General features: G+C 65.9%; 21 protein-coding genes and 1 pseudogene. 15 read left to right on the top strand and 7 right to left on the bottom strand.

From position 1 onward, the window contains the following. The 5 genes and pseudogenes from ACGLHR_RS11185 to ACGLHR_RS11165 all read left to right on the top strand — a co-directional run. A pseudogene (locus ACGLHR_RS11185) lies at nt 1–324 on the top strand (HNH endonuclease); the annotation flags it as partial. A gap of 714 nt (nt 325–1,038) precedes the next feature. Then, complete coding sequence (locus tag ACGLHR_RS11180) at nt 1,039–2,217, top strand: TolC family protein (protein WP_400093822.1); 1,179 nt, start codon at nt 1,039–1,041, stop codon at nt 2,215–2,217. A 21-nt stretch (nt 2,218–2,238) separates the two neighbouring features. Next, on the top strand, nt 2,239–3,420 hold the full coding sequence (locus ACGLHR_RS11175; RefSeq protein ID WP_400093821.1) for an efflux RND transporter periplasmic adaptor subunit: 1,182 nt from the start codon (nt 2,239–2,241) through the stop codon (nt 3,418–3,420). 1 nt (nt 3,421) lies between these two features. Continuing rightward, nucleotides 3,422–6,517 carry an efflux RND transporter permease subunit gene (locus ACGLHR_RS11170; protein ID WP_400093819.1) on the top strand — a complete coding sequence of 1,032 codons (3,096 nt, stop codon included), beginning with the start codon at nt 3,422–3,424 and terminating at the stop codon, nt 6,515–6,517. A gap of 62 nt (nt 6,518–6,579) precedes the next feature. Then, a complete protein-coding gene (locus ACGLHR_RS11165) occupies nt 6,580–6,762 on the top strand; it encodes a hypothetical protein (protein WP_400093817.1) in 183 nt (60 codons plus the stop codon). A 14-nt stretch (nt 6,763–6,776) separates the two neighbouring features. Here ACGLHR_RS11165 and ACGLHR_RS11160 read toward each other — a convergent pair whose 3' ends face one another. Continuing rightward, nucleotides 6,777–7,700, bottom strand: coding sequence for a LysR family transcriptional regulator (locus tag ACGLHR_RS11160; protein ID WP_400093816.1), 924 nt, complete (start codon nt 7,698–7,700; stop codon nt 6,777–6,779). A 157-nt stretch (nt 7,701–7,857) separates the two neighbouring features. On the opposite strand from ACGLHR_RS11160, the gene ACGLHR_RS11155 reads away from it, so the two are divergent. The 4 genes from ACGLHR_RS11155 to ACGLHR_RS11140 all read left to right on the top strand — a co-directional run bounded on the left by ACGLHR_RS11155 (nt 7,858) and on the right by ACGLHR_RS11140 (nt 11,119). After that, nucleotides 7,858–8,601: an SDR family oxidoreductase gene (locus ACGLHR_RS11155; RefSeq protein ID WP_400093814.1), complete on the top strand. Its 744-nt coding sequence runs from the start codon at nt 7,858–7,860 to the stop codon at nt 8,599–8,601. A 48-nt stretch (nt 8,602–8,649) separates the two neighbouring features. Then, a complete protein-coding gene (locus ACGLHR_RS11150) occupies nt 8,650–9,555 on the top strand; it encodes an SDR family oxidoreductase (protein ID WP_400093813.1) in 906 nt (301 codons plus the stop codon). Between the two features lie 70 nt (nt 9,556–9,625). Beyond that, nucleotides 9,626–10,201, top strand: a complete 576-nt coding sequence (locus ACGLHR_RS11145; protein WP_400093812.1) for a hypothetical protein — start codon at nt 9,626–9,628, stop codon at nt 10,199–10,201. Nucleotides 10,202–10,279: 78 nt separating this feature from the next. Further along, complete coding sequence (locus ACGLHR_RS11140; RefSeq protein WP_400093811.1) at nt 10,280–11,119, top strand: DUF3047 domain-containing protein; 840 nt, start codon at nt 10,280–10,282, stop codon at nt 11,117–11,119. 79 nt (nt 11,120–11,198) lie between these two features. On the opposite strand, the gene ACGLHR_RS11135 is transcribed toward ACGLHR_RS11140, so the two are convergent. From ACGLHR_RS11135 to ACGLHR_RS11115, 5 genes are all read right to left on the bottom strand, one after another. Continuing rightward, nucleotides 11,199–11,405, bottom strand: coding sequence for a FitA-like ribbon-helix-helix domain-containing protein (locus tag ACGLHR_RS11135; RefSeq protein ID WP_400093810.1), 207 nt, complete (start codon nt 11,403–11,405; stop codon nt 11,199–11,201). Between the two features lie 165 nt (nt 11,406–11,570). Further along, a complete protein-coding gene (gene pcaD, locus ACGLHR_RS11130; RefSeq protein ID WP_400093809.1) occupies nt 11,571–12,371 on the bottom strand; it encodes a 3-oxoadipate enol-lactonase in 801 nt (266 codons plus the stop codon). 7 nt (nt 12,372–12,378) lie between these two features. Beyond that, nucleotides 12,379–13,362, bottom strand: coding sequence for a tripartite tricarboxylate transporter substrate binding protein (locus tag ACGLHR_RS11125; protein WP_400093807.1), 984 nt, complete (start codon nt 13,360–13,362; stop codon nt 12,379–12,381). Between the two features lie 112 nt (nt 13,363–13,474). Then, nucleotides 13,475–13,753 carry a muconolactone Delta-isomerase gene (catC, locus tag ACGLHR_RS11120; RefSeq protein WP_318235707.1) on the bottom strand — a complete coding sequence of 93 codons (279 nt, stop codon included), beginning with the start codon at nt 13,751–13,753 and terminating at the stop codon, nt 13,475–13,477. A gap of 48 nt (nt 13,754–13,801) precedes the next feature. Continuing rightward, nucleotides 13,802–14,923 (bottom strand): muconate/chloromuconate family cycloisomerase, encoded by a 1,122-nt coding sequence (locus ACGLHR_RS11115; RefSeq protein WP_318235706.1) that lies wholly within the window; start codon nt 14,921–14,923, stop codon nt 13,802–13,804. A gap of 117 nt (nt 14,924–15,040) precedes the next feature. Between ACGLHR_RS11115 and ACGLHR_RS11110 the strand changes: the two genes are divergently transcribed. Both ACGLHR_RS11110 and ACGLHR_RS11105 read left to right on the top strand, forming a co-directional pair. Further along, nucleotides 15,041–15,937: a LysR family transcriptional regulator gene (locus tag ACGLHR_RS11110; RefSeq protein ID WP_400093806.1), complete on the top strand. Its 897-nt coding sequence runs from the start codon at nt 15,041–15,043 to the stop codon at nt 15,935–15,937. Nucleotides 15,938–16,051: 114 nt separating this feature from the next. Next, on the top strand, nt 16,052–16,627 hold the full coding sequence (locus ACGLHR_RS11105) for a hypothetical protein (protein ID WP_400093804.1): 576 nt from the start codon (nt 16,052–16,054) through the stop codon (nt 16,625–16,627). Nucleotides 16,628–16,699: 72 nt separating this feature from the next. Here ACGLHR_RS11105 and ACGLHR_RS11100 read toward each other — a convergent pair whose 3' ends face one another. Beyond that, complete coding sequence (locus ACGLHR_RS11100; protein ID WP_318235716.1) at nt 16,700–17,404, bottom strand: FadR/GntR family transcriptional regulator; 705 nt, start codon at nt 17,402–17,404, stop codon at nt 16,700–16,702. A 426-nt stretch (nt 17,405–17,830) separates the two neighbouring features. Between ACGLHR_RS11100 and ACGLHR_RS11095 the strand changes: the two genes are divergently transcribed. From ACGLHR_RS11095 to ACGLHR_RS11080, 4 genes are all read left to right on the top strand, one after another. Continuing rightward, nucleotides 17,831–19,078 (top strand): branched-chain amino acid ABC transporter substrate-binding protein, encoded by a 1,248-nt coding sequence (locus tag ACGLHR_RS11095; RefSeq protein ID WP_318235703.1) that lies wholly within the window; start codon nt 17,831–17,833, stop codon nt 19,076–19,078. A 128-nt stretch (nt 19,079–19,206) separates the two neighbouring features. After that, nucleotides 19,207–20,148, top strand: a complete 942-nt coding sequence (locus tag ACGLHR_RS11090) for a branched-chain amino acid ABC transporter permease (protein ID WP_400093802.1) — start codon at nt 19,207–19,209, stop codon at nt 20,146–20,148. Between the two features lie 2 nt (nt 20,149–20,150). After that, nucleotides 20,151–21,449 (top strand): branched-chain amino acid ABC transporter permease, encoded by a 1,299-nt coding sequence (locus tag ACGLHR_RS11085; protein ID WP_400093800.1) that lies wholly within the window; start codon nt 20,151–20,153, stop codon nt 21,447–21,449. After that, nucleotides 21,446–22,204 (top strand): ABC transporter ATP-binding protein, encoded by a 759-nt coding sequence (locus ACGLHR_RS11080; RefSeq protein ID WP_400093799.1) that lies wholly within the window; start codon nt 21,446–21,448, stop codon nt 22,202–22,204. Before ACGLHR_RS11085 ends, ACGLHR_RS11080 begins: the two co-directional genes overlap by 4 nt. Nucleotides 22,205–22,212: the final 8 nt, after the last annotated feature.

Below are 22,212 nucleotides of genomic sequence, written 5' to 3'. Positions count from 1 at the left end.
CCGCGCGGCTATTTGATGCGCAGCAAGCGGGCATTCGGCTTCCAGACCGGTGATATGGTGCGGGCCGATGTCCCGTCAGGAAAGAAGGTCGGTAGGCATATTGGGCGGCTGGCGATTCGCGCCACCGGATCCTTCAACATTCAGACCGTCGATGGGGTCGTCCAAGGCGTTTCTCACCGCTACTGCAAGATCATTCAGCGCGGCGATGGATATGGTTATTCACTCGTAGCGCAATCCACGAAGGAGAGCGGGCACAGGGGCGACGCTTCGCGTCGCGCGCTATCCCTCACCGGCCTGAAGGCCGATGTTTCCCGCGCGAACTGATGAAATAAACGAGATCAAGGAAAGCTAGGATTATTTCTTACACGGTCCTCGACTTGATTTAATTCTCAATGGCATCGGTCAATCTGTATTGATTCCGATGTGAATTTCCTATTTCCTTGAGATACAGGTACCTATATATCTCGCACGCCGGTTATAAGCGTGTCGCGAAATAGATAGCCCCGGCCATTTCCTCCATTTACCCCCATTTGATGGGAAAGCGCTCGCCAAAAACCGCTCGCACGCGCCGGCCGGCCAGCGACAAGGCATGGCACTACGAGTGCATTTCGATGCGATCCTGCTATCTCGCTGCGGAGCTATCAATGCGCCATTTCGGTTTCATTACTCCATGCGGGTAACCACCTAATTTTCCGAAAGCTATTTGCAATGCTCCGGAAGGGAAATTGAAAGCTTACCCTGTCATAACGGTTGCAAGTAGCGATGGGAGTGTTCATGATTAAAAAACCAACTAATAGAAAAGTTGGAGCAGCCGTCATCCTGGTCTTTTCGGCTCGGGTCGCATGGGGTGTTCAACTGAGCGGAGATACCGATCCGGTCCCGCTTGTTCCGCCTGTACAAAAGGCGCCTGCTGCCGGCAAAGCGCCAGCCAGCGGGTGGGATCAGGCAGCACCGCGCGGCGCTGGCGCAAGCGCCACGCCAGCGGCCACGCTCAGTGCCGAAGAAAAGACCAAGGGCCTCGTTGGCCCGGGGTTCTCCTTGTGGGAGCTGTCGGAGGAACTGCGCGCCAACAACCCGCAACTGATCCAGGCCCGCTCGCTCTATATGGCGGCCAAGGCCACCGTGCCGCAGATCGCCGCGCCCAACAACCCGCAGGTGGGCTTTATCTGGGGCAACCTGCCCAAGAACAGCCCGCTGGCGCTGGCGCGCGCCGAGAGTTTCAGCTACACGCTCACGCAGTCGATCCCGTTCCCGGGCAAGAAGGCGCTGGCCGCCGACATAGCCAACACGCAAGCCGAATCGATCGACGCGCAGCGCGACGCGCTGTACCTGCAGCTCTACGCGCAACTGAGCACGACCTACTTCCAGGCGCTGGCGCAGAAGGCGCAGCTCGATGTGCTGCGCCTGAACCTCAAGCGGCTGGAGCAGGTCAAGCAGGTCGCGCGCATCCGCTACGCCAACAACGCGGCGGGCTATGTGGACTACCTCAACGCCCAGGTTGCGCAGAGCAGCGCGCAGAACGATATGTTCAGCCTGGAGCGCCAGCATGACAACGCGCTCAAGACCATCAACACGCTGATCGGCAAGAACCCCGAGTTCCCGCTGGAGCTGCGCCCGGACGCCAGCGCGGTGCGCCTGCCGCCCACGCCGCTGCCCGAGCTGGAAGACATGGCGCTGCGCGAGCATCCCAATGTGCGGGCATCGCGCTTCCTGGTGGAGGCGGCCGAGAAGGGCGTGCGCCTGGCCCGCAAGGCCTACCTGCCGGACTTCCAGATCATCGGCACCTTCAACGGCAGCAACCCGCCGCTGGGCTTCAAGCCGGCCAGCTACGGCATCGAGTTCGACGTGATCATCCCGCTGTTCTTCTTCACCAAGGAGAAGTACGGCGTGGACGAGGCCGTGGCCAACAAGGTGGCCTCCGACGCCAATGACCAGTCAGTGCGCCAGCAGACGCTGCTGGCGGTGGATACCGCGCACAACAACCTGCGCCAGTCGGTGAACCAGGCCGAGTTCCTGCGCCAGCGGCAACTGCCGGAGGCGATGACGGCCTACAAGATGGCCTTCACCAACTACGCCAACAACAACGCCGATTTCACCGACCTGCTGACCGCCAGCTCCGCGCTCAAGAATGCCGAGCTGGCCGTGACCCAGGCCGAATCCGATGCGCGCCAGGCGTATTACACCCTCGCCGCCGCGGTGGGACATGAGAAATTCTGACGGTCGCGAGGCCTTGAACCTATGAACAAGAATCTGATGATCGGTGCCGGTTTTGTGGTCGTCCTCGCCGGCGGTATCTGGGGCGGGAAATACTGGGCCCAGGCACAACAGCTACAACAGCCACAGCAGGCGCAACAGGGGGAGCAAGCCGGCAAGGCTGGCATGGCCGCGCCCTACGCCAAGCCCGAAGCGGCGAAACCGCGCCGCGTGCCATCGCTGCTGACCCTGCCCGAAGGCGGCTTCGACCCGAACGCGGTCAAGTCCGCGGTGTTCAGCACGCAAGCCGTGACAGTCGACACGCCCACGCCCGGCAAGCTGGCCTACAACGTGCAGCAGGCCAAGCTGGCCTCGGCCCGCGTGGCTGGCCGCGTCGAGCGCATCCTGGTATTCGAGGGGGCCGTGGTGCGCGCCGGCCAGCCGCTGGCCGAGCTGTACTCGCCCGAGTACATCTCCGCGCAAAACGAGTTCCTGCTCTCGCATAACGCCTTCAAGACGCTCAACAACAGCGACCTGAAGGAACTGGTGGACGATGCCCGCCTGACCATGCAGTCGTCCGAGAACAAGCTGCGCGTGCTGGGCGCGACCACGGAGGACATCGCCCGCATCCGCGAGCGCGGCGTGGCCTCCGACACGCTGACCATCCGCGCGCCGATCGGCGGCACCATCGTCAAGCGCGACATGGATCCCGGCTCCTACCTCAATGTCGGCGACTCGCTGATGAGCATCATCGACACCCGCTCGATCTGGTTCACCGGCAACCTCTACGAGAACGACATCAAGAACGTGCGCCTGGGCCAGGTCATCGAGATCGAAACCCCGGCCTACCCGGGCCGCCACTACCGCGGGCGCGTCAGCTTCATCGCGCCCAATGTCGACGCCGATACGCACACGCTGCAGGTGCGCTGCGATGTGCCCAACCCCGACGGCACGCTCAAGCCGGAGATGTACGCCACGGCGCGCATCGTCACCGGCAGCACGCAGGCGCTGGTGGTGCCGCAATCGGCCGTCGTCAAGGACCAGGGCAAGCTCTACCTGATGACGCAGCCCGACGACAAGCACATCGAGCGCGTGGCGGTGCAGGGCACGCCGCGCAGCGACGGCACCTTCCAGGTCACCGAAGGCGTGCCGGCCGGCGCGTCGGTGCGGGTTGTGACGCAGGGCGGCATGCTGCTCAACGAAATGCTGCTCAAGCAGGAGGCCTGAGATGGTCTTCTCGCCAATCAGAAGCATCCTCAAGCGGCGCCTGGTCATCGTCTTCCTGGCCATTGGCCTGCTGGCGGCCGGCGTGCTGAGCTTCCTGCAGTTGCCGCTGCAGGCGTATCCCGGCGTGGCGCCGGTCACGGTGCAGGCCATTACGCAGTGGCCGGGCCGCAGCACGGTGGAGGTCGAGCAACAGATCACGATTCCGGTGGAGAACGCACTGGCCAGCGTGCCGGACGTGCAGTCCTTCCGCTCGGTGTCGCTGTTCGGGCTGTCTGTTGTGACCGTCAAGTTCAAGGAGGGCGTGGATAACTTCAAGGCCCGCCAGAACTTCGTCACTTACCTGTCGCAAGCCAGCCTGCCGCCGGGCGTGCAGCCCAACCTGTCGCCGGACGGCGACGCCACCGGCGAAATCCTGCGCTACCGGATCGAGGCCGACGGCATCGACGTGACCACGCTGAAGACCTACCAGGACTACAACGTCTACAAGGAGATCAAGCACGTCCCGGGCGTGGCCGATATCACTGCCTTCGGCGGCAAGGTCAAGCAATACCAGATCGTGCCGACGCCGGAGAAGCTGCAGGCCTATGGGCTCTCGCTCAAGCAGGTGGTGGATGCGGTATCGAACGCCAATGCCAACGCCGGCGGCGGCCTGATGAAGGCCGGCGAGCAGCAGTTCGTGGTGCGCGGCGTGGGCCTGTTGCAAACGCTCGACGACATCCGCAACGTCACCGTGTCGGTGTCCAGTGGCGTGCCGGTGCGGGTGCGCGATATTGCCGAGGTGCGGGTGGGCAACACGCCGCGCCTGGGCATGGTGCAGTTCGACCAGCACGACGACATCGTCGAAGGCATCGTGCTGATGAAGCGCGACGAGAATGCCACCGAGGTCCTGGCGCGGGTGCGCGACAAGATCGCCGACATCAACCAGAACGTGCTGCCGAAGGGTATCGAGGTCAAGACCTTCTACGACCGGCAGAACCTGCTCGACATCACCATGGGGACCGTCGAGCACGCGCTGTTCGTCGGCATCTCGCTGGTGCTGATCGTGCTGTTCATCTTCCTCGGCAGCTTCCGCGCCGCGGCGGTGGTGGCGGCGGTGATCCCGCTGGCCTTGTGCGTGTCGTTCATCAACATGGCCCACTTCAAGGTGCCGGCCAACCTGATCTCGCTCGGGGCAATCGACTTCGGGCTGATCGTGGATGCGGCGGTGATCGTGATGGAAAACATCATGCGCCACCTGGAGGAGGGCGAGACCAACGTCGAGGATGGCATCGTCAAGGCCACCAGCGAGGTCCAGCGCGCCATGATCTTCTCCACCGGCATCATCATCGTGGCCTACTCGCCGCTGTTCTTCATGGGCGGGGTGGAAGGCATCATCTTCAAGCCGATGGCCTTCACCATGGGCTTCGCGCTGCTGGCCTCGATCGTGCTGGCGCTGACCTTCGTGCCGGCGGTGACCTCCTTTGTGTTCCGCGGCTCGCTGCGGCCGCACTCGCCGAAATTCATCGCGGTGATCCTGCGCGGCTACAAGCCGCTGCTGCGCAAGCTGCTGAAGAAGCCCGGCCTGGTGTTCCTGGCCGCCTTCATCGGCCTGGCCGGCACGCTGTACAGCTCGCGCTACCTGGGCACCGAGTTCCTGCCCACGCTGGAGGAAAACAACCTGTGGCTGCGCATCACGCTGCCCAACACCGTCGATCTCGACTACTCGGCCTCCGTCGCACGCGACCTGCGCGGCTTCTTCCGCGAGCAGCCCGAGGTCAAGACCGTGTCGGTACAGATCGGGCGCCCGGATGACGGCACCGACTCCACCGGCGTGTTCAACCAGGAATACGCGCTGTACTTCAAGCCCCCGGCCGACTGGCCCAAGGGCGCCACCAAGCAGCAGGTGGTGGAGCGTTTGTCCAAGCACCTGAACCGCATCCCGGGCATCGAGTACAACTTCTCGCAGTACATCCAGGACAACGTCAACGAGGCGCTGTCCGGGGTCAAGGGCGAGAACTCCGTGAAGATCTACGGCTCCGACCTGGTGACGCTGCAGGACAAGGCCAAGGAGGTCGAATCGATCCTGAAGAAGGTACCGGGCCTGGCCGACGTCGGGATCTTCAAGGAGCTCGGCCAGCCCACGCTGAACATCACGGTGGATCGCGAGAAGAGCGCGCGCTTCGGCATGAACGTGAGCGACATCCAGTCCGCCGTGCAGTTCGCCATCGGCGGCGACGATGTGACCAACATACTGGAAGGCGAGAAGACCTTCGGGCTGTCGGTGCGGCTGCATGACCAGGCACGCAACAACCCGGACGTGATCGGCCGCCTGCTGGTGGATACGCCCGACGGCCAGCGCATCCCGCTGTCGATGGTGGCCAAGGTGGAGGCGACAGACGGGCCGTTCTTCGTCTACCGCGAGACGGGCAAGCGCTATATCGCCATCAAGTTCGGCGTGCGCGGGCGCGACCTGGGCAGCGCGGTGGCCGAGGCGCAGGACAAGGTCAACGGGGCGGTGACGCTACCGGCGGGCTACAGCATCTTCTGGGATGGCCAGTTCAACCAGATGAAGATCGCGCAGAAGAAGCTGGCGGTGATCGTGCCGCTGACCATCCTGGTGATCTTCCTGCTGCTGTACAGCACCTTCGGCAACTTCAAGGATGCGCTGATGGTGGTGCTCAACGTGCCGTTCGCCGCCATCGGTGGCTTGCTGGCGCTGCATATCGCGGGAGAGACCTTATCGATCTCGGCGGGCATCGGCTTCTTGTCGCTGTTCGGCATCGCGATCCAGGACGGGGTGATCCTGATCTCCTACGTCAACCGGCTCGCACAATCCGAGGATCTGCATGAAGCCGTGGTCGAGGGCGCGGCGCTGCGCCTGCGCCCGGTGGTGATGACGGCCATGCTGGCGGGCCTGGGGCTGTTGCCCGCGGCGCTGTCGCACGGCATCGGCTCGGAAGCACAACGGCCGCTGGCGCTGGTGATCGTGGGCGGCATGGTGACCACCACGCTGCTGACGCTGCTGGTGCTGCCGGTGGTGTTCGCCTGGGTCAACCGCAATCGCGGGCGCAAGGGCGGCCCGGACGCGGCCTCGCTGACGCCGGCCGAAGGTATTTGAACCTGAACCAACCAGTGGCTGGTCCGCCCGGAGGCGGACCAGCCACGCAACGGGAGTCAACCATGAGCATGCGAAAGAATGCACCGGCGGCACTACTCGCCATCCTGCTTTGCGCCAGCGTCGGGGCAGCCGGCGCCGCGTCGCAGAAGACGTCGGGTAGCGGCAAGGGACAGTCGGCGCAATCGGGCCAATCCGCCAAGCAGTCCAGCCGGAACTCGGTGCTGCCGTCCAACGTGCGGAAGTAACCAGCCGGCGCGCTTCAGGCGCCGAGGGGAATCAAGCCCTGGTTCCCGTCGGCGCCGGCCTCGAACACTTCGCGCAGCCACTGCGCGAACACCCGCACCCGCGACGATAGCTGGCGGTTCTGCGAATACAGCACGGACACCGGCATCGGCGGCGGCGGCAGGTCCGCCAGCACGACCTGCAAGCGGCCCTCCCGCAGCTCCCCCGCCACACGATAGCGCGGCACCTGGACCAGTCCCAGCCCGGCCACCGAGGCGCCGGTGTAGAGATCGGCGCCGGTGACCGAAATCGCCGCCGCCAGCTGCACGGTCGTCACGCGGCCGGCTACCGTAAATTCCAGCGGCACCGCCTTGCCGGTGCCGCTCGAGATGTAGTTGACCGCGCGATGCGCCGACAACGCCTCAAGGTCCGCCGGCTCGCCATATCGGGCCAGGTAGGCCGGGCTGGCCACGGTCACCTGCTCCAGCAGCGCAACCCGGCGCCCGACCATCGACGAATCCTGCAGGTTGCCCGCGCGCAGCACGCAATCCACCCCCTCCCGCACCAGGTCGACCAGCCGGTCGTCCTCGCCGATATGGATTTCCAGCTCGGGATAGAGCGCCAGGAAATCCGGCAGCACCGGCACCACGAAATGCCGGGCCAGCGTCCCCTGCAGGTTCACGCGCAGCAGGCCCTTGGGCGCGGTATCCCTGAATGATCCCTCAGCTTCTTCCAGGTCGGCTATCAGGCGCACGCAGCGCCGATAGTGCGCCTCGCCGTCGTGCGTCAGCCGCACCGTACGGGTGGTGCGCTCCAGCAGCCGGGCGCCGAGGCGCTGTTCCATGCGCTTGATCAGGTTGGTGATGGTGGCGCGCGGGATCTGGAGATCCTCGGAGGCCTGGGTAAAGCTCTGGCGCTCGGCGATGCGCACGAAAGCCTGCATTTCCTGGAAACGGTCCATGCGTAGCTGAACGGGGTGGGAGTGGGCAATGAAAGACGCAGGGGCGCCCTATTGTTAAAGTAAACGGAGCAATGATATCAAAATGCCACCAATTATCTTTGCTTAGGAATGGTCCATTATCCGTTTCACCAACCCACCACCTGAAAGGAAACGGATCATGAGCAACGCCCTCCACACCCAGGTCGCCATCGTCACCGGCGCATCCCGCGGCATCGGCGCCGCTGTCGCCAGGCGCCTGGCACAGGACGGTTTCGCCGTCGCCATCAACTATGCGGCCGGCGCGGCCCAGGCCGAGGCCCTCGTGGCCGAACTGAAGGCGGCCGGCGCATCGGCCATCGCGGTGCAGGCCGATGTGTCCAAGGCCGACGACGTGCGCCGCCTGTTCGAGACCACCGAGCAGCAACTGGGCAAGGTCGACGTGCTGGTCAACAACGCCGGCGCGCTCAAGACGGTGCCGCTGGCCGACACCAGCGACGCGCTCTACGACCAGACCTTCGACATCAATGTGCGCGGCACCTTCAACACCCTGCGCGAAGCCGCCGCGCGGCTTGCCGACGGCGGGCGCATCGTCAACTTCTCCAGCACCACGCTGGCGCTGAACATGCCCGGCTACGCCGTCTACAACGCCACCAAGGCAGCGGTGGAAGCCTTCACGCACGTGTTCGCCAAGGAACTGCGCGGCCGCAACATCACGGTCAATGCGGTGGCCCCCGGCCCGATTGCTACCTCGCTGTTCCTCGACGGCAAGACCGAAGAACAGATCCAGGCCTTCGCCAAGATGCCCCCGCTGCAACGCCTGGGCCAGCCGGAAGACATCGCCTCCGTCGTGGCCTTCCTCGCCGGCCCCGACGCCGGCTGGGTCAACGGCCAGATCCTGCGCGCCAACGGCGGCGTGGCCTGATCCCGATTCACCACGGAGTGCCATCCAACACGACGCAAGGGGACCATCATGCAGAACGCCAATCAACAAGTCATTGTCGTCACCGGCGCCGGCACGGGCATCGGCAAACTGAGCGCGCAGGCGCTGGCTGAAGCAGGCCACATCGTCTACGCCACGATGCGCGATGTGCAAGGCCGCAATCGCGACCGCGCGGACGAACTCCGCGCGCTTGCCAAGTCCAGGCACATCCAGTTGCATCCGCTCGAGCTCGATGTGCTGTCGCAGGAATCGGCCGACGCCGCCGCGGCTGCCATCGTCCGCGAACAAGGCCGCATCGACGTAGTGATGCAGAACGCGGGGCACCTGGTGGTCGGACCCGCCGAGGCCTTCACGCCCGAGGAGATGATGCGCGTGTTCGACACCAACCTGTTCGGCGCCCAGCGCGTGAACCGCGCTGCCCTGCCCTATCTGCGCAAGCAGGAAGCCGGGCTGATGCTGTGGGTCAGCAGCACTACCACCAAGGGCGGCTTCCCCCCGTTCATGGGGCCGTACGGCGCGGCCAAGGCGGCCATGGATTCGCTGGCGGTCACGCTGGCCTACGAGATCGCACGCTTTGGCATCGAGACCTCGATCGTGGTGCCGGGCGCGTTCACCCGCGGCACCGCGCACTTCCCGAGCGCCGGCAAGCCGGCCGATTCGGCAACGGCCGCCGCCTATCGCCGCTATGACGGGGTGATGGACCAGATCGGCGAACGCCTGAGCGCGCTGACACCGGACCACGCCGACCCGAGGGCCGTGGCCGATGAGATCGTGCGGATCGTGGGCCTGGCCGCCGGCACCCGCCCGATGCGTTCGGTGATCGATTTTGTGGGTGACGGCGCGCGCGAGGTGCTGGAAGTCTCGGAGCGCGTGCGGATCGAGTTTGCCAAGCGCATCGGCATGGCAGACCTGCTGCAGGCCAAGGTCACACGCTAATCACCAATCACCAATCACCAATCACCAGGCATGGGCCCAGCGCGGCCCTTGCTCACCGTCAGGAACGACGATGAAACGATGGATCCAACTTGCGTGCGCCGCAATGCTGCCGGCCTTGCTCCCCGCTTGCGAAGCGCAACCGCCGCGGCAAGGCGACGCCGCCATCAGCCAGGGCAAACCCATGAAAGCCTCTAAGACCTATCTTTACCTGCTGAAGAAGACCCCGTTCTTCACCGGCCTGAGCACCGCGCAGCTACGCTGGACCATCGATCATTCGCGCGAATGGGAGGTGGAGCCGGGCACCGTCATCACCCAATGCGCAGGCGCCGCCGCCGCCGATGCCTGGGTGCTGCTCGACGGCGGCTGGCAACTCGAACACGACGGCCGGGCCTACCCCGCCGGCCATGCCGATCCGGGCAAGTGGTTCAGCGCGCGCCAGGCCAGCGGTACCTGCCGCCTGGTGGCGACCGGGCATAGCTACGTGATGCAGATCGCCCGCGCCGAATTCGACGCGATGCTGGCCCAGGGCTTCGCCTTCGGCAAGCATCTGGACGCGGGCTACCGCTACTACGCCGAGATTTTCGGCAACGTGCCGTCCGGCGCGGCCAGCAGCCCCGGCGCGCCAGGCCCCCAGGCCGTGCCCTAGGCTGGCGCTGCCGCGAACGGCAACACGCCGCGCGCACAAAGGCCCGGGCCGCTGCCTACAATGGAAACAATAAAAACAATGACGGCGACCATCGGGCAATCGATCATGACCTCCCAACTGGCTTTGACGCATTCCACCCGCAAGATGGCGCCTCGCGCGCACGCGCTGGCCGGCCTGCTGGCCTGCGGCCTGCTGCTGGCGCACGCTGCGCCGGCCGCGGCGCAGGCATCGGCAGCATCGGCGCCGGCAGCCGCCGCCCCCGGCGCCGCCTTCTCCGCCGGCACGCCCGGCGGCCCGTTGCCGGCCGGATGGAAGAACCTGCCGGTGGCGCACGGCAAGACGTTGACCCACTACAGCCTGGTGGCGGACGACCACGCCACGGTGCTGGAAGCCGACGCGCCCGCCTCCGCCTCCGCGCTGATGCACAAGGGCAACAACCTGAACCTGGAGGCGACCCCGCAGGTCAGCTGGCGCTGGAAGGTGGAACACCCGATCGACGAAGCCGACAACAGCGTCGCCGCCAAGGAAGACGCGCCGGCGCGCCTGGTGTTCGTGTTCGATGGGGATACGGACAAGCTATCGCTGGGCGAGCGCACCGCCATGAAGCTGGCCAAGGCGCTGGCGGGCGAGGAGCTGCCCTATGCCACGCTCATGTACATCTGGTCCAATACCGCGCCGGTCGGCACGGTCATCGACAACCCCCACACCTCGCGGGTCAAGATGATCGTGGTGTCAGGCGGGTCCGACGCCACCGGCAAGTGGCTCACGTTGAGCCGCAACGTGGAGCAGGACTTCGAGCATGCCTTCAAGGAAAAGCCCGGCAAGCTGACCGCCTACGGCCTGCTCACCGATACCGACAACACGGGCGGGAACGCGCGCGCCTGGTATGGGGATATCCGGTTCGGGGCGGTGAAGTAGTGAAAACGAGGGCCACCGCGTCAGGTCCGCCTTGGCCCTCGCCGACGTCACTTCGCCACAATGTCTTCAGCTAGTCGGCTCAAGTGCAGCGCGCGAAATCGGCATCCTCACCAACGTCCGGCATGCTCGCAAGTACTTCGGCCAAACTATTTCGCGTTGTTTGTCTCAGCGCCTGAATGAGAATCTCGCGGTGTTCCGCCTCTTCGCTTCGCCCATTTGCAGCAGCCCGCTCGCGCAGTTTGTGCACCAGCAATTCGTCAACACCGCGAACCACAAGTTCGGCCATGCTCATATCCCCCTGATGCGTTGGCAAAACCATAGCAGATTTTGCCCAGCACACATCCTGCCAGGGTAGCGGGAGGAGATAGTTGAGTGGCCAGTCCTAGACCCGGCTGTCATGCTATCGGCGTTGCAATCGACGCGCGACTGCGTGAACGGCGTCCGGCAGGCCTCAGCCTGCCAAAAACCCGCAAACCGCTTGCGCAAACCCCTCCGGCTGCTCCCAGTTCGACAAGTGAGCCCCATCCAGCTCCACATAGCGCGCCCCGGCAATCCCTTGCGCCACTTCGCGGCCTTGCGCCGGCGTGGTGGCCAGGTCGTGCGTGCCGGCAATCACCAGCACCGGGCAGGAGATGCGCGGCAGCAGCGCGCGCAGGTCGGCGTCGCGCACGGCAGCGCAGTTGGCCGTGTAACCTTGGGGCGATGCGTCCAGCAGCATCTGGCGCACCGGCGCGATGCGCGCCGCGTCGCCGGCCAGCCAGGCGGCGCTGAACCAGCGCGCCAGCACGGCATCGACGATGGCGGCCATGCCCTGGCTGCGTACCGTCTGGATGCGCGTGTCCCAGGCGCTGGCCGGGCCGATCAGGGCGGCGGTATTGGCCAGCACGAAGCGATCGAACCGCTCGGGGTGGCTGGCCGCCAGCCACATGCCGGTCATGCCGCCCATCGACAGCCCGCAAAAGTGCGCGCGCTGGATGCCGGCGTGATCCATGATGGCCAGCACGTCCTGCCCGAGTTCGGCAAACCCGAATTGCGCCGAAACCGAAGCCGATAGCGGGGCCGGCAGGCCCGAGCCGCCGTGGCCGCGGGTGTCGTAGCGCAGCACGCGAAAGCGCGACAGCAGGCTATCGATCTGCGGCGCCCACATCTGCAGGTCGGTGCCCAGCGAGTTGGACAGGACCAGCACGGGCGCGTCCGGCGCCCCCGCGATCTCATAGTGCAGCGCGATGCCTTGGTGGAATACGGTGGCCATGGTGTTCTCAGTCAGCGCGGATGCCGCGTTCGCGGATCAGCTTGCCCCATTTGTCGGTTTCAGCAGCGAGGTGCTTGCCCAGTTGCGCGGGCGTGCTGCCGATCGGCTCGGCGCCGATGGCGGCCAGGCGGGTGCGCACCGACGGCTTGGCCAGCGCGTCCACCATGGCTTGGTTCAGGCGCGCGACCACGGCGGGCGGCGTCTTGGCGGGCACGAACGCGGCGAACCAAGGCGACAGGTCATAGCCCTTGACGCCGGCTTCGGCCAGGGTCGGCACATTCGGCAGCGTCGAGGAACGCTTGGCGGTGGTCACCGCGATGGGCGTGAGCTTGCCGGAATCGATATGCGGCTTGGCCGAGGTGATGCTGTCGAACATATAGTCGACCTGGCCGCCCAGCAGGTCCGTCATGGCCGGGCCGCTGCCCTTGTAGGGCACGTGCAGCATCTTGACCCCGGTGAGCGAGGTGAACAGCTCGCCGGCCAGGTGGATCGAGGTGCCGTTGCCGGCAGAGGCATAGGTGTACTTGTCCGGCGTGGCGCGCGCCGCGACGATCAGGTCGGGCACCGTGGCGGGCAGCTTCTTGGCCTTGCTGGTGACCAGCACGTTAGGCACCACCGCCAGCAGCGAGACCGGCGCGAAATCCTTCACCGGGTCGTAGCTGAGCCGGCCGTACAGCGCGGGGTTCACCGCCATGCCGTTGGCTACGATGATCAGCGTGTAGCCATCCGCGGGCGAACGCGCCACCATCTCGGCGCCGATATTGCCGCCGGCGCCGGGGCGGTTTTCCACCACGATGGACTGGCCCAGGCTGCGCGACATTTCCTCGCCCAGCGTGCGGGCGATATTGTCCATCGCGCCGCCCGCGGGGAACGGCACGACCCAGCGGATCGGGTGATCGGGATAGGTGTCGGCGTGGGCGGACGGCAGCACGGCCAGGGTGGCCAGCGCACAGGCGCAGGCGGCCCACGCGCGCAGGAATGGCAAGCGCATCAAAGTCTCCTCCAGTTGGATTCGGAGTTGGTGTTGGAGTTGGAACGCGGCAATCGGGGGCCGCGGCGGTATTCAGGTATTCAGGTATTCAGGTATCGGCGGGTCGGCCGGCTTACTTGATCGACGACGGGTGCCTGGCCAGCGGCGTGACATGGATCTCCATGTACGGGAACAGCGGCAAGCTGGAGAGCATGGTGTGCAGTTCGTCGTTGGACTCCACGTCGAACACGCTGTAGTTGGCGTATTCGCCCACCACGCGCCACAGGTGCGGCCACTTGCCCTGGCGCTGCAGGTCCTGCGAGTACGCCTTCTCGCGCGCCTTGATCTCGTCGGCCTGCGCGGCCGGCATGTCCGCGGGCATCTTTACGTCCATTCTCACCAGAAACAACATGCTTGATTCCTCGGGTTAATCTTGGGTCCAGGCCGGCCCGGGCGCGCCTCAGGCGGCGCGGCGGTAGTGGGCCAGCTTGTCTTCGTCCAGCGTCAGGCCAAGCCCCGGGCCAACCGGCAGGTGCAAGGCAAAGTCACGGTACTCGGGGCGCGCCGTGACCACATCATCCTTGAGAAGCAGCGGGCCGAACAGCTCGGTGCCCCAGGCCAGCCGCGGCAGCGTGGCAAAGCCGTGGGCGGCGGCAATGGTGCCCACGCTGCCTTCCAGCATGGTGCCGCCGTACAGCGCGATGCCGGCAGCGTCGCCTACCGCCGCGGTGCGCAGCATCTCGAAGATGCCGCCCGACTTGGAGATCTTCAGCGCGAACACGTCCGCACCGGCGATACGCGCCAGCTCCATCGCGTCCTCGGGACCGCACACGGACTCGTCGGCCATCACCGGCACGACGAAACGCGCCGCCAGCCGGGCCAGCGCACCACGCTGCTCGCGCGGCACCGGCTGCTCGATGAGGTCGATGCCGGCGGCTTCCAGCATGGCAATGCCGGTGGCGGCATCGGCTTCGTTCCAGGCCTGGTTGACGTCCACCGTCACGCGGGCACGGTCGCCCAGCGCGCGCTTGATGGCGGAGACATGGGCCACGTCGTCGCGCACGCTGCGCCGGCCGATCTTGAGCTTGAAGGTATTGTGGCGGCGTGCGGCGAGCAGGGATTCGGCCTCTTCGATATCGCGGCCGGTGTCGCCGCTGGCGAGCGTCCACAGGCAGGCCAGGTTCGGCCGCACCGCGCCGCCCAGCAGTTCGGACAGCGGCAGGCCCAGGCGCTTGCCCTGCGCGTCGAGCAGCGCGGACTCCAGCGCCGACTTGGCAAAGCGGTTGCCGCGCGCCACCGAAGCCAGACGCTGCATGGCGGCGTGGATATTGCACGCGTCGAGGCCGGCCAGCGCGGGCGCCAGGTAGGTATCGATGGTCAGCTTGATGCCCTCGGGGCTTTCGTCGCCGTAGCTCAGGCCGCCGATGGTGGTAGCTTCGCCAATCCCCTCGATGCCGTCGCTGCAACGCAGCCGCACGATCACCAGGGTCTGACGCTGCATGGTGGTCATGGCAAGCTGGTGTGCCCGGATGGTGGGCAGGTCGACCAGGATGGCTTCGACGGAGGTGACGGTTGCTTTCATGCTGGGTATCTGCCAAGTATGGAATACGTTGAGAGGGAGTATGTGGCTTGACATCCAGGGTGTCCAAGACCGAGTATGTCCCGATCAATACCTTTGAAGTATGAAAGGACGGACGTCATGGAGCTTCGTCACCTACGCTATTTCCAGGCGGTCGCGGCAGAACTCAACTTCACCCGCGCGGCAGAGCGCCTGCATATCGCCCAGCCGCCGCTGTCGCGCCAGGTCCGCCAGCTGGAGGACGAGCTTGGCACCGTGCTGCTGGACCGTTCCTCGCGCACGGTGCGGCTGACCGAGGCCGGCCGCTTCCTGCTGGAGCAATCGCTGCAGCTGAACCAGCGCATCGACGAGATCGTGGAAGGCACGCGGCGCATCGGCCGCAATGAAAAGCGCTGGTTTGGCATTGGCTTCGTGCCGTCGGTGCTCTACGGCTTCCTGCCCGAGCTGATCCGCCAGGTGCGCGGCTCCGACGCGGCGCTGGAGGTGGGCTTGTCGGAGCTCACCACCGTGCAGCAGATGGAAGCGCTGAAGGCCGGCCGCATCGATGTCGGCTTCGGCCGCATCGTGCTGGACGACCCGGCCATCACCCGCACGGTGGTCATGGCCGAGACGCTGGTGGCCGCCGTGCCCAGTGGCCACGCGGCGCTGAAGGGCCCGCCCATGACGCCGGCGCAACTGGCCGCCCACCCCTTCGTGCTCTATCCGGCGCGGCCCCGCCCCAGCTATGCCGACCATGTGCTGGCGCTGTTTCGCACCCAGGGCCTGCAGCTGCGCGTGGCGCAGGAAGCCAATGAGCTGCAGACCGCCATCGGCCTCGTGGCTGCCGGACTTGGCATCTGCCTGGTGCCGGCATCGGTGCAGCGCCTGCACCGGGACGACGTGGCCTACATGCCGATTGACGCACCCGGCTTTACCTCGCCGGTGATGATGAGCTATCGCAGCGACGACAGTTCGGCGCTGCTGGCCGAGGTGGTCAGGCGCGTCGGTGAACTGGCAGGCACATCCCCGCCCACGTGAAATCCCGCGCCAGACTTGAGAAAAACCCCCGGCATCCCATGATTGGGTGATGCGCGATCTCCCCTCGGTTTGTAGAGTGGACTGACAAATGGATACGGGGAAATCGTGCCACCGATGCACTCAGGGTCACTATCGGGCCATGCCGCGCCTGGCCGCGGCGGCAGACCAGCCAGGCAACGACCGGGCGGCCTGCTCATCGCGGTGCTTGAAGCGTGCGCCGACACGCTGCGCAAGGTCTGGAGCGGGGCGCAAGGTGAGGTAGCACTCACCTTGCGCCACCCTTCCATGTCGCGCAACACCCTCGCCAGCCAGGCGCCGGACTGCGCCTTCCGCCTGCAACTCACCTACGCCGACACGCCGCTGACACCCGGCGCGACCCGGGTCACCGCCACCGCCGCGGTGCTGCGGGCCGACGGCACCGACATCACCGCGTCCCTTCCCCCGTCCGCATGGACCTGGCGCCAGGCTTGCGGCCTGTCGATGCGGGCCGGCTACGGCGCGGTCACGGTCGATACCGAGGGCCAGGGGCGTGCCGTGTGCGTTTGCCCGCGGGGCGCCAGCGTGTCGCTCTCCGGCAACAGCCGCGCGGCCTGCCAGGCTATGGCATTGGGGGTGGAAGTGACCGTTGTGCTCGGCAACGGCGAGCGGTTGAGCCAGTGCTTCCAGCCGGGCCTGGCCGGGCTGGAGTAACTCCGGTAAGTCAGGTAAGTCAGGTAAGCCGGGACGGGGCAAGAGAGCAGGCTGCAAATCGGCAGCAGCCGGTCACCCCTTCAGGTACATGTTCAGCCGCTTGGCGGCGTTGCGCAGATGGGTTTCCGCTGCCTGCGCCGCGCGCTCGGGATCGCCCGCCGCGATCGCGTCGTAGATGGTCTTGTGCTCGTCCTGCACGGCCTCGACCATGTCCGCGTGATGACTCTTGGTATTGCTCCTCGCCTGCCGGATCACGCGCCGCGCGCCGTGCTCCAGGTGTTCGCTCAACGCCTGGAAGTGCGGATTGTGGGTGGCCTCGACAATGGCCTGGTGAAAGGCGAAGTCCTCTTCATCGCCCAGCCTGTCGTTGGCGATCTCGTACTCCATGCCGATCAATGCGCGCCGGATCCGCTTGAGGTCATCCGGCGTGCGGCGCATGGCCGCGAACCGGGTGGCCGCCACTTCGATCGTTACCAGCAACTCCATCACCATGGCCAGCGAGTCTTTCTCGTCGATGGCCACATCCTGCATGCGAAACGCCTGGCGCTGGCTGCGCTCGGTCACGAACACGCCGCTGCCCGCCTTGGGCGCAACCAATCCCTCCGACTTGAGCTGCGACAGGGCCTCGCGCACGACCGCGCGGCTGACCGAGAACTGCTCGCACAGCAGGCGCTCGCTGGGCAGGCGGTCGCCGACCGCGAACTCGCCCGTCTGGATCGACTGGATCAGGCGCCTGGCGATCTCGTCCGGCAGGTGTTTGGGCTCGGGATGGAACATGGTTCCCTCCGGGCGCGGCGTGGGCGGCGGCGCCGCGGCACCGGGCACTGTCTTGTTCAATACTGGCTCCCTGGCGCCAGACAGCCTCCGGCTGGCGCTCGATCTGAAAAGTGGTCTTACAGGTCAATGTAGCACGTCTGAGCGCGCATGAAACGTGTGGAATGTACCAGCACGAGACGGGGCCGACTCCCGTTATTCGTCCGTAAGCCAATCCCCACAAGGGTATAAGCCCCTCATTCCGATACGCGGATACACGTCCGATCGGGCTCTCGGTAGAAACCCTCATGGCGCGCAAGTCGCCGTTGACGATCGCTGTTCGTCTCCCTATAGTAAACCTGTCAGACCACTTTAACCACAGGTCAGACCACTATGACGGGCCAGTTCGGCGCCCGCCAGATGAATCCAAACAACAGCCAGGAGACACCCATGAGCGGTAGCCGCATTACCCGTCCCTTGTTCGCAGCCGCGGCACTCTCCGTGCTGGCCGGCACGGCATCGGCGGCGCCGGTAAAGATTGCGCTGGTCGAGACGCTGTCTGGCCCGCAGGCATCCACCGGCCTGATGTTCCGCGCGGCGGCGCGCTATGCAATCGACAAGATCAACGCCACCGGCGGCTGGAACGGCCAGCCGCTCCAGCTGGTCGAGTACGACAACCAGGGTGGCCCGGCAGGCGCGGCAGACAAGCTGAAGGCGGCCGTTGCCGATGGCGCCCAGATCGTCATGCAGGGCTCGTCGTCCGCCGTGTCCGGCCAGATCACCGAGGACGTGCGCAAATTCAACCTGCGCAACCCAGGCAAGGAAATCCTCTTCATGAACGTCGGCGGCGAAGCCATGGAGCTGACCGGCGAGAAGTGCCACTTCTACCATTTCAAGTTCGCCACCAATGCGCAGATCCGCGTCAAGGCACTGGTCGGCGCGATGAAGCCGCTCCATGCGCTGGGCACCCGCGCGTACTCGATCAACCAGAACTACTCCTGGGGCGTCGACATGGAAAAGGCGATTGGCGACTACGCCGGCACCGGCGGCTACACGGTGGTGGAAAAGACGCTGCATGACGTGAACAAGGTGCAGGACTTCTCGCCCTACGTGGCCAAGATCGCCGCGGCCAAGGCGGACAGCGTGATCACCGGCAACTGGTCCAACGACCTGCTCCTGTTGATGAAGGCCAGCAAGGCGGCCGGCCTGAAGACCCGTTTCGCCACCGTGTTCCTGGACCAGCCGGGCAATATCGGCAACGCCGCGGACGTGGCGCTCGGCCACTATGTCGCCCACCCCTTCAATGCCGAGGCGGGCGGCGCGGAAAGTGAGCGCTTCGCCAACGACTTCAAGGCCAGGCAGGGCCATATGCCCGCCTACATCGAGCCGCAGACGGTATTCGCCGTCGCGATGCTGGGCGAGGCGCTGAAGACCGTGAAGCCGGAAGGCGGCAAGCTCAACACCAGCGCACTGGCCAAGGCGCTCGAAAACGCCAAGGTCAAGTCGCCGCTGGGCGAGATGAGCATGCGCGCCGCCGATCACCAGGTACTGCTGCCGATGGTGGTGTCCGTCGTCGCCAAGGATGCCAGGTTCAAGGTCGACGGCACCGACATGGGCTTCAAGCCGGTCAAGACCTTCTCCGCCGCCGAGGCCGCCACCCCGGCCCAGGCCAGTTGCAGCATGCAGCGCCCCGGCTGACCCCCCTGCCATTGCCGTAGCAATACCAGCCAGGTCCTCGCCACGCCAGCGCGAACCTGGCAAGCGCGGCCACGCCCCGGCGGGCCGCGCGCCATATCGCCGCGCAGGCTCGTTCCAAGGAAGCCTTCATGGAATACCTCATCGTCTCACTGCTTAACGGCGCCATCTACGGCCTGCTGCTGTTCATGGTCTCCGCTGGCCTGACCCTCATCTTCGGCATGATGGGCGTGCTCAACTTTGCCCACGCGTCGTTCTACATGCTGGGCGCCTACTTTGCCTACACGCTGCAAGGCACCATCGGCTTCTGGCCGGCCATCGTGGTCTCACCGATCCTGGTCGGGCTGGCCGGCGTGGCGGTGGAGCGCTTCTTCCTGCGCCGCGTCCATCGTCACGGCCACGCGCACGAGCTGCTGCTGACCTTTGGCCTGTCTTTCATCATCGCCGAGCTGATCAAGCTGTTCTTCGGCAATTTCCCGGTGGACTACCGCATCCCGGCGTCGCTGGACTTCGCGGCCTTCCACCTGGGCGTGTCCTCGTATCCCTTCTATCGCGTGTTCATGGGCGGCGTCGCGGTTGCCATGTTCGCCGTGATCTACCTGCTGCTCACGCGCACCCGGGTCGGCATCGTGGTGCGCTCGGCCATCTACAAGCCGCGCATGGCCGAGGCGCTGGGCCACAACGTGCCGCTGGTCTTCATGGGCGTGTTCGGCATCGGCGCGGCGCTGGCGGGTCTGGCCGGCGCGGTGGCAGGCGCGTTCTACACCACCAACCCGAACATGGCGCTCGAGCTTGGCGTGATGGTCTTCGTGGTGGTGGTGGTGGGCGGCCTGGGCTCGCTGGAGGGCGCCATGCTTGCCTCGCTGCTGATCGGCCTGATTACCGCGTTCTCGGTCGGCATCGACCGCAGCCTTGCAGACTTGCTGGCCGTGTTCGGCGCGCGCGCCTGGGCCGAGGAAGTGGGCGGGCTGCTGACCCTGAAGCTGTCCAGCCTGGCCGGGACGATCCCGTTCGCGCTGATGCTGTTGATCTTGCTGGTCCGCCCCTCAGGCTTGATGGGCGAGAAGGAGTAACCATGACTAACCTCTCCAACACGCAAAAGACCTTGCTGCTGCTCGGCGTAGGCGCGCTGCTGGGATTGCCGCTGGTGCTGTCGCAATCGCTGGTCAATGCATCGATCCAGATGCTGATCGCGGTGCTGTTCGCGGCCTCGTTCAACCTGCTCAGCGGCCAGGGCGGCATGCTGTCGTTCGGCCATGCGGCGTACTTCGGCATCGGCAGCTTTGCCACCGTGCACGCGATGAACGCCTTCGGCGGCAACGGCCTGCTGCCCACGCCGCTGCTGCCGCTGGCCGGCGCCGCCCTGGGCCTCGTCGCCGGCCTTGCCGCCGGCTGGTTCGCCACCAAGCGCACCGGCGTCTACTTCGCCATGATCACGCTGGCGCTGGCCGAACTGCTGCACTCGCTGGCGCCGCACCTCAAGGGCTGGTTTGGCGGCGAGGCGGGCTTGTCCACCATGCGCATGCCGGCGTGGGGCCTGAGCTTCGGCGACAGCAACCAGGTGTACTACCTGACCTTGTTCTGGGTGCTGCTGTCGCTCGCCCTGCTGTATCTGTTCACGCTGACCCCGGTGGGCCGCCTGACCCTGGGCCTGCGCGAGAACGCCAACCGCCTGCGTTTTCTCGGCTATGACACGCACCGCCTCGGCGTGCTGGTGTTCGCCGTCTCGGCCATGTTCGCCGGCATCGCGGGCGCGCTGCAGGCGCTCAACATGGAAGCGGCCAACTATGTGGTGTTCGAGTCCTCGGCCTCCGCGGCGGTGGTGCTCAACAGCTATATCGGCGGCGTGAAGACCTTCCTCGGTCCCGCCCTGGGCGCGGCGGTGATGACCTTCTTCGGCTATGCCGTGTCCGACCTGACGCGTTCGTGGCTGCTGTACCAGGGCATCGTCTTCGTGCTGGTGATGATGTTCATGCCGACGGGCCTGGCCGGGCTGGTCAAGTCCTTCGCCACGCACAGCAAGACCTATGGCCTGCGTCCGTTGCTGCCTATCGCGCTGGCATTCGTCATCGGCACGCTGCTGCTGGCGGGCAGCACGGTGTTCACGGTGGAGATGCTGCAACGCGTCTTCTCGCAAGATTACCGCTCCATGGCGGCCTTGAACGGCGGCGGCTGGCCCCCGATACCGCTGTTCGGCCGCGACTGGGATCCCATCTCGCCGCTGACCTGGCTGGTGCCCGCCGCACTGCTGGTGGCCGGGATCTCGGCGGCGCGCCTGGCCAATGGCCGCTGGCTGCGCCTGAAGGATGCGGCACCGGCGGCAGAAGCCACCAACGCTGCCGTCACCACCAACGTCCGGAGGAACCCGGCATGAGCACGCAAGCGATTCTCTCCCTGCGCGGACTGCGCAAATCCTTCGGCGACGTCGACATCATCCGCGGCGTTGACCTCGATCTCGTGGCCGGCGAACGGCACGCGCTGATCGGCCCCAACGGCGCCGGCAAGTCCACGCTGTTCCACCTGATCTCCGGGCGCCTGCCGCTGACCAAAGGCGAGATCGTGCTGAACGGCGAGCCGATCCAGGGCCTGTCGCCGCAGAGAATCAACCATCGCGGCCTGGCGCGCTCATTCCAGATCACCAATATCTTCGCGGGCCTCACCGTCTTCGAAAACCTGCGCCTCGCCGTGATGCGGCGCCACGGCCTGCAATACACGCTGTGGAAATTCGCCCACAAGGTGCGCGTGGTGCGCGACGAAACCCAGCACCTGCTCGAGCAGGTGCGGCTGGCCGAGCGCGCGCAAACCATTGCCGGCGAGCTGTCGTACTCGGAGCAGCGCTCGCTGGAAATCGCCATGACGCTCGCCTCGGACCCGAAGGTCATCATGCTCGACGAGCCCATGGCCGGCATGTCGCAGGAAGAAACCGACTACACGGCGGGCCTGATCCGCGAGATCGCGCAGGGCCGCACGCTGATGATCGTGGAGCACGACATGGACGTGGTGTTCTCGCTCAGCGACCGCATCAGCGTGCTGGTCTACGGCGAAATCGTCGCCACCGGCACGCCCGACGAGATCCGCAACAACGCACGCGTCAAGGAAGCCTATCTGGGCGAGGAGGTCAGCGTATGAGCACACAG

Origin of the sequence: Cupriavidus sp. CuC1 (assembly GCF_044627735.1) — a bacterium.
Taxonomy (GTDB): domain Bacteria; phylum Pseudomonadota; class Gammaproteobacteria; order Burkholderiales; family Burkholderiaceae; genus Cupriavidus; species Cupriavidus ulmosensis.
Note: the sequence above shows the minus strand (reverse complement) of the source record. Positions and strands in the feature narration are given on the sequence as shown.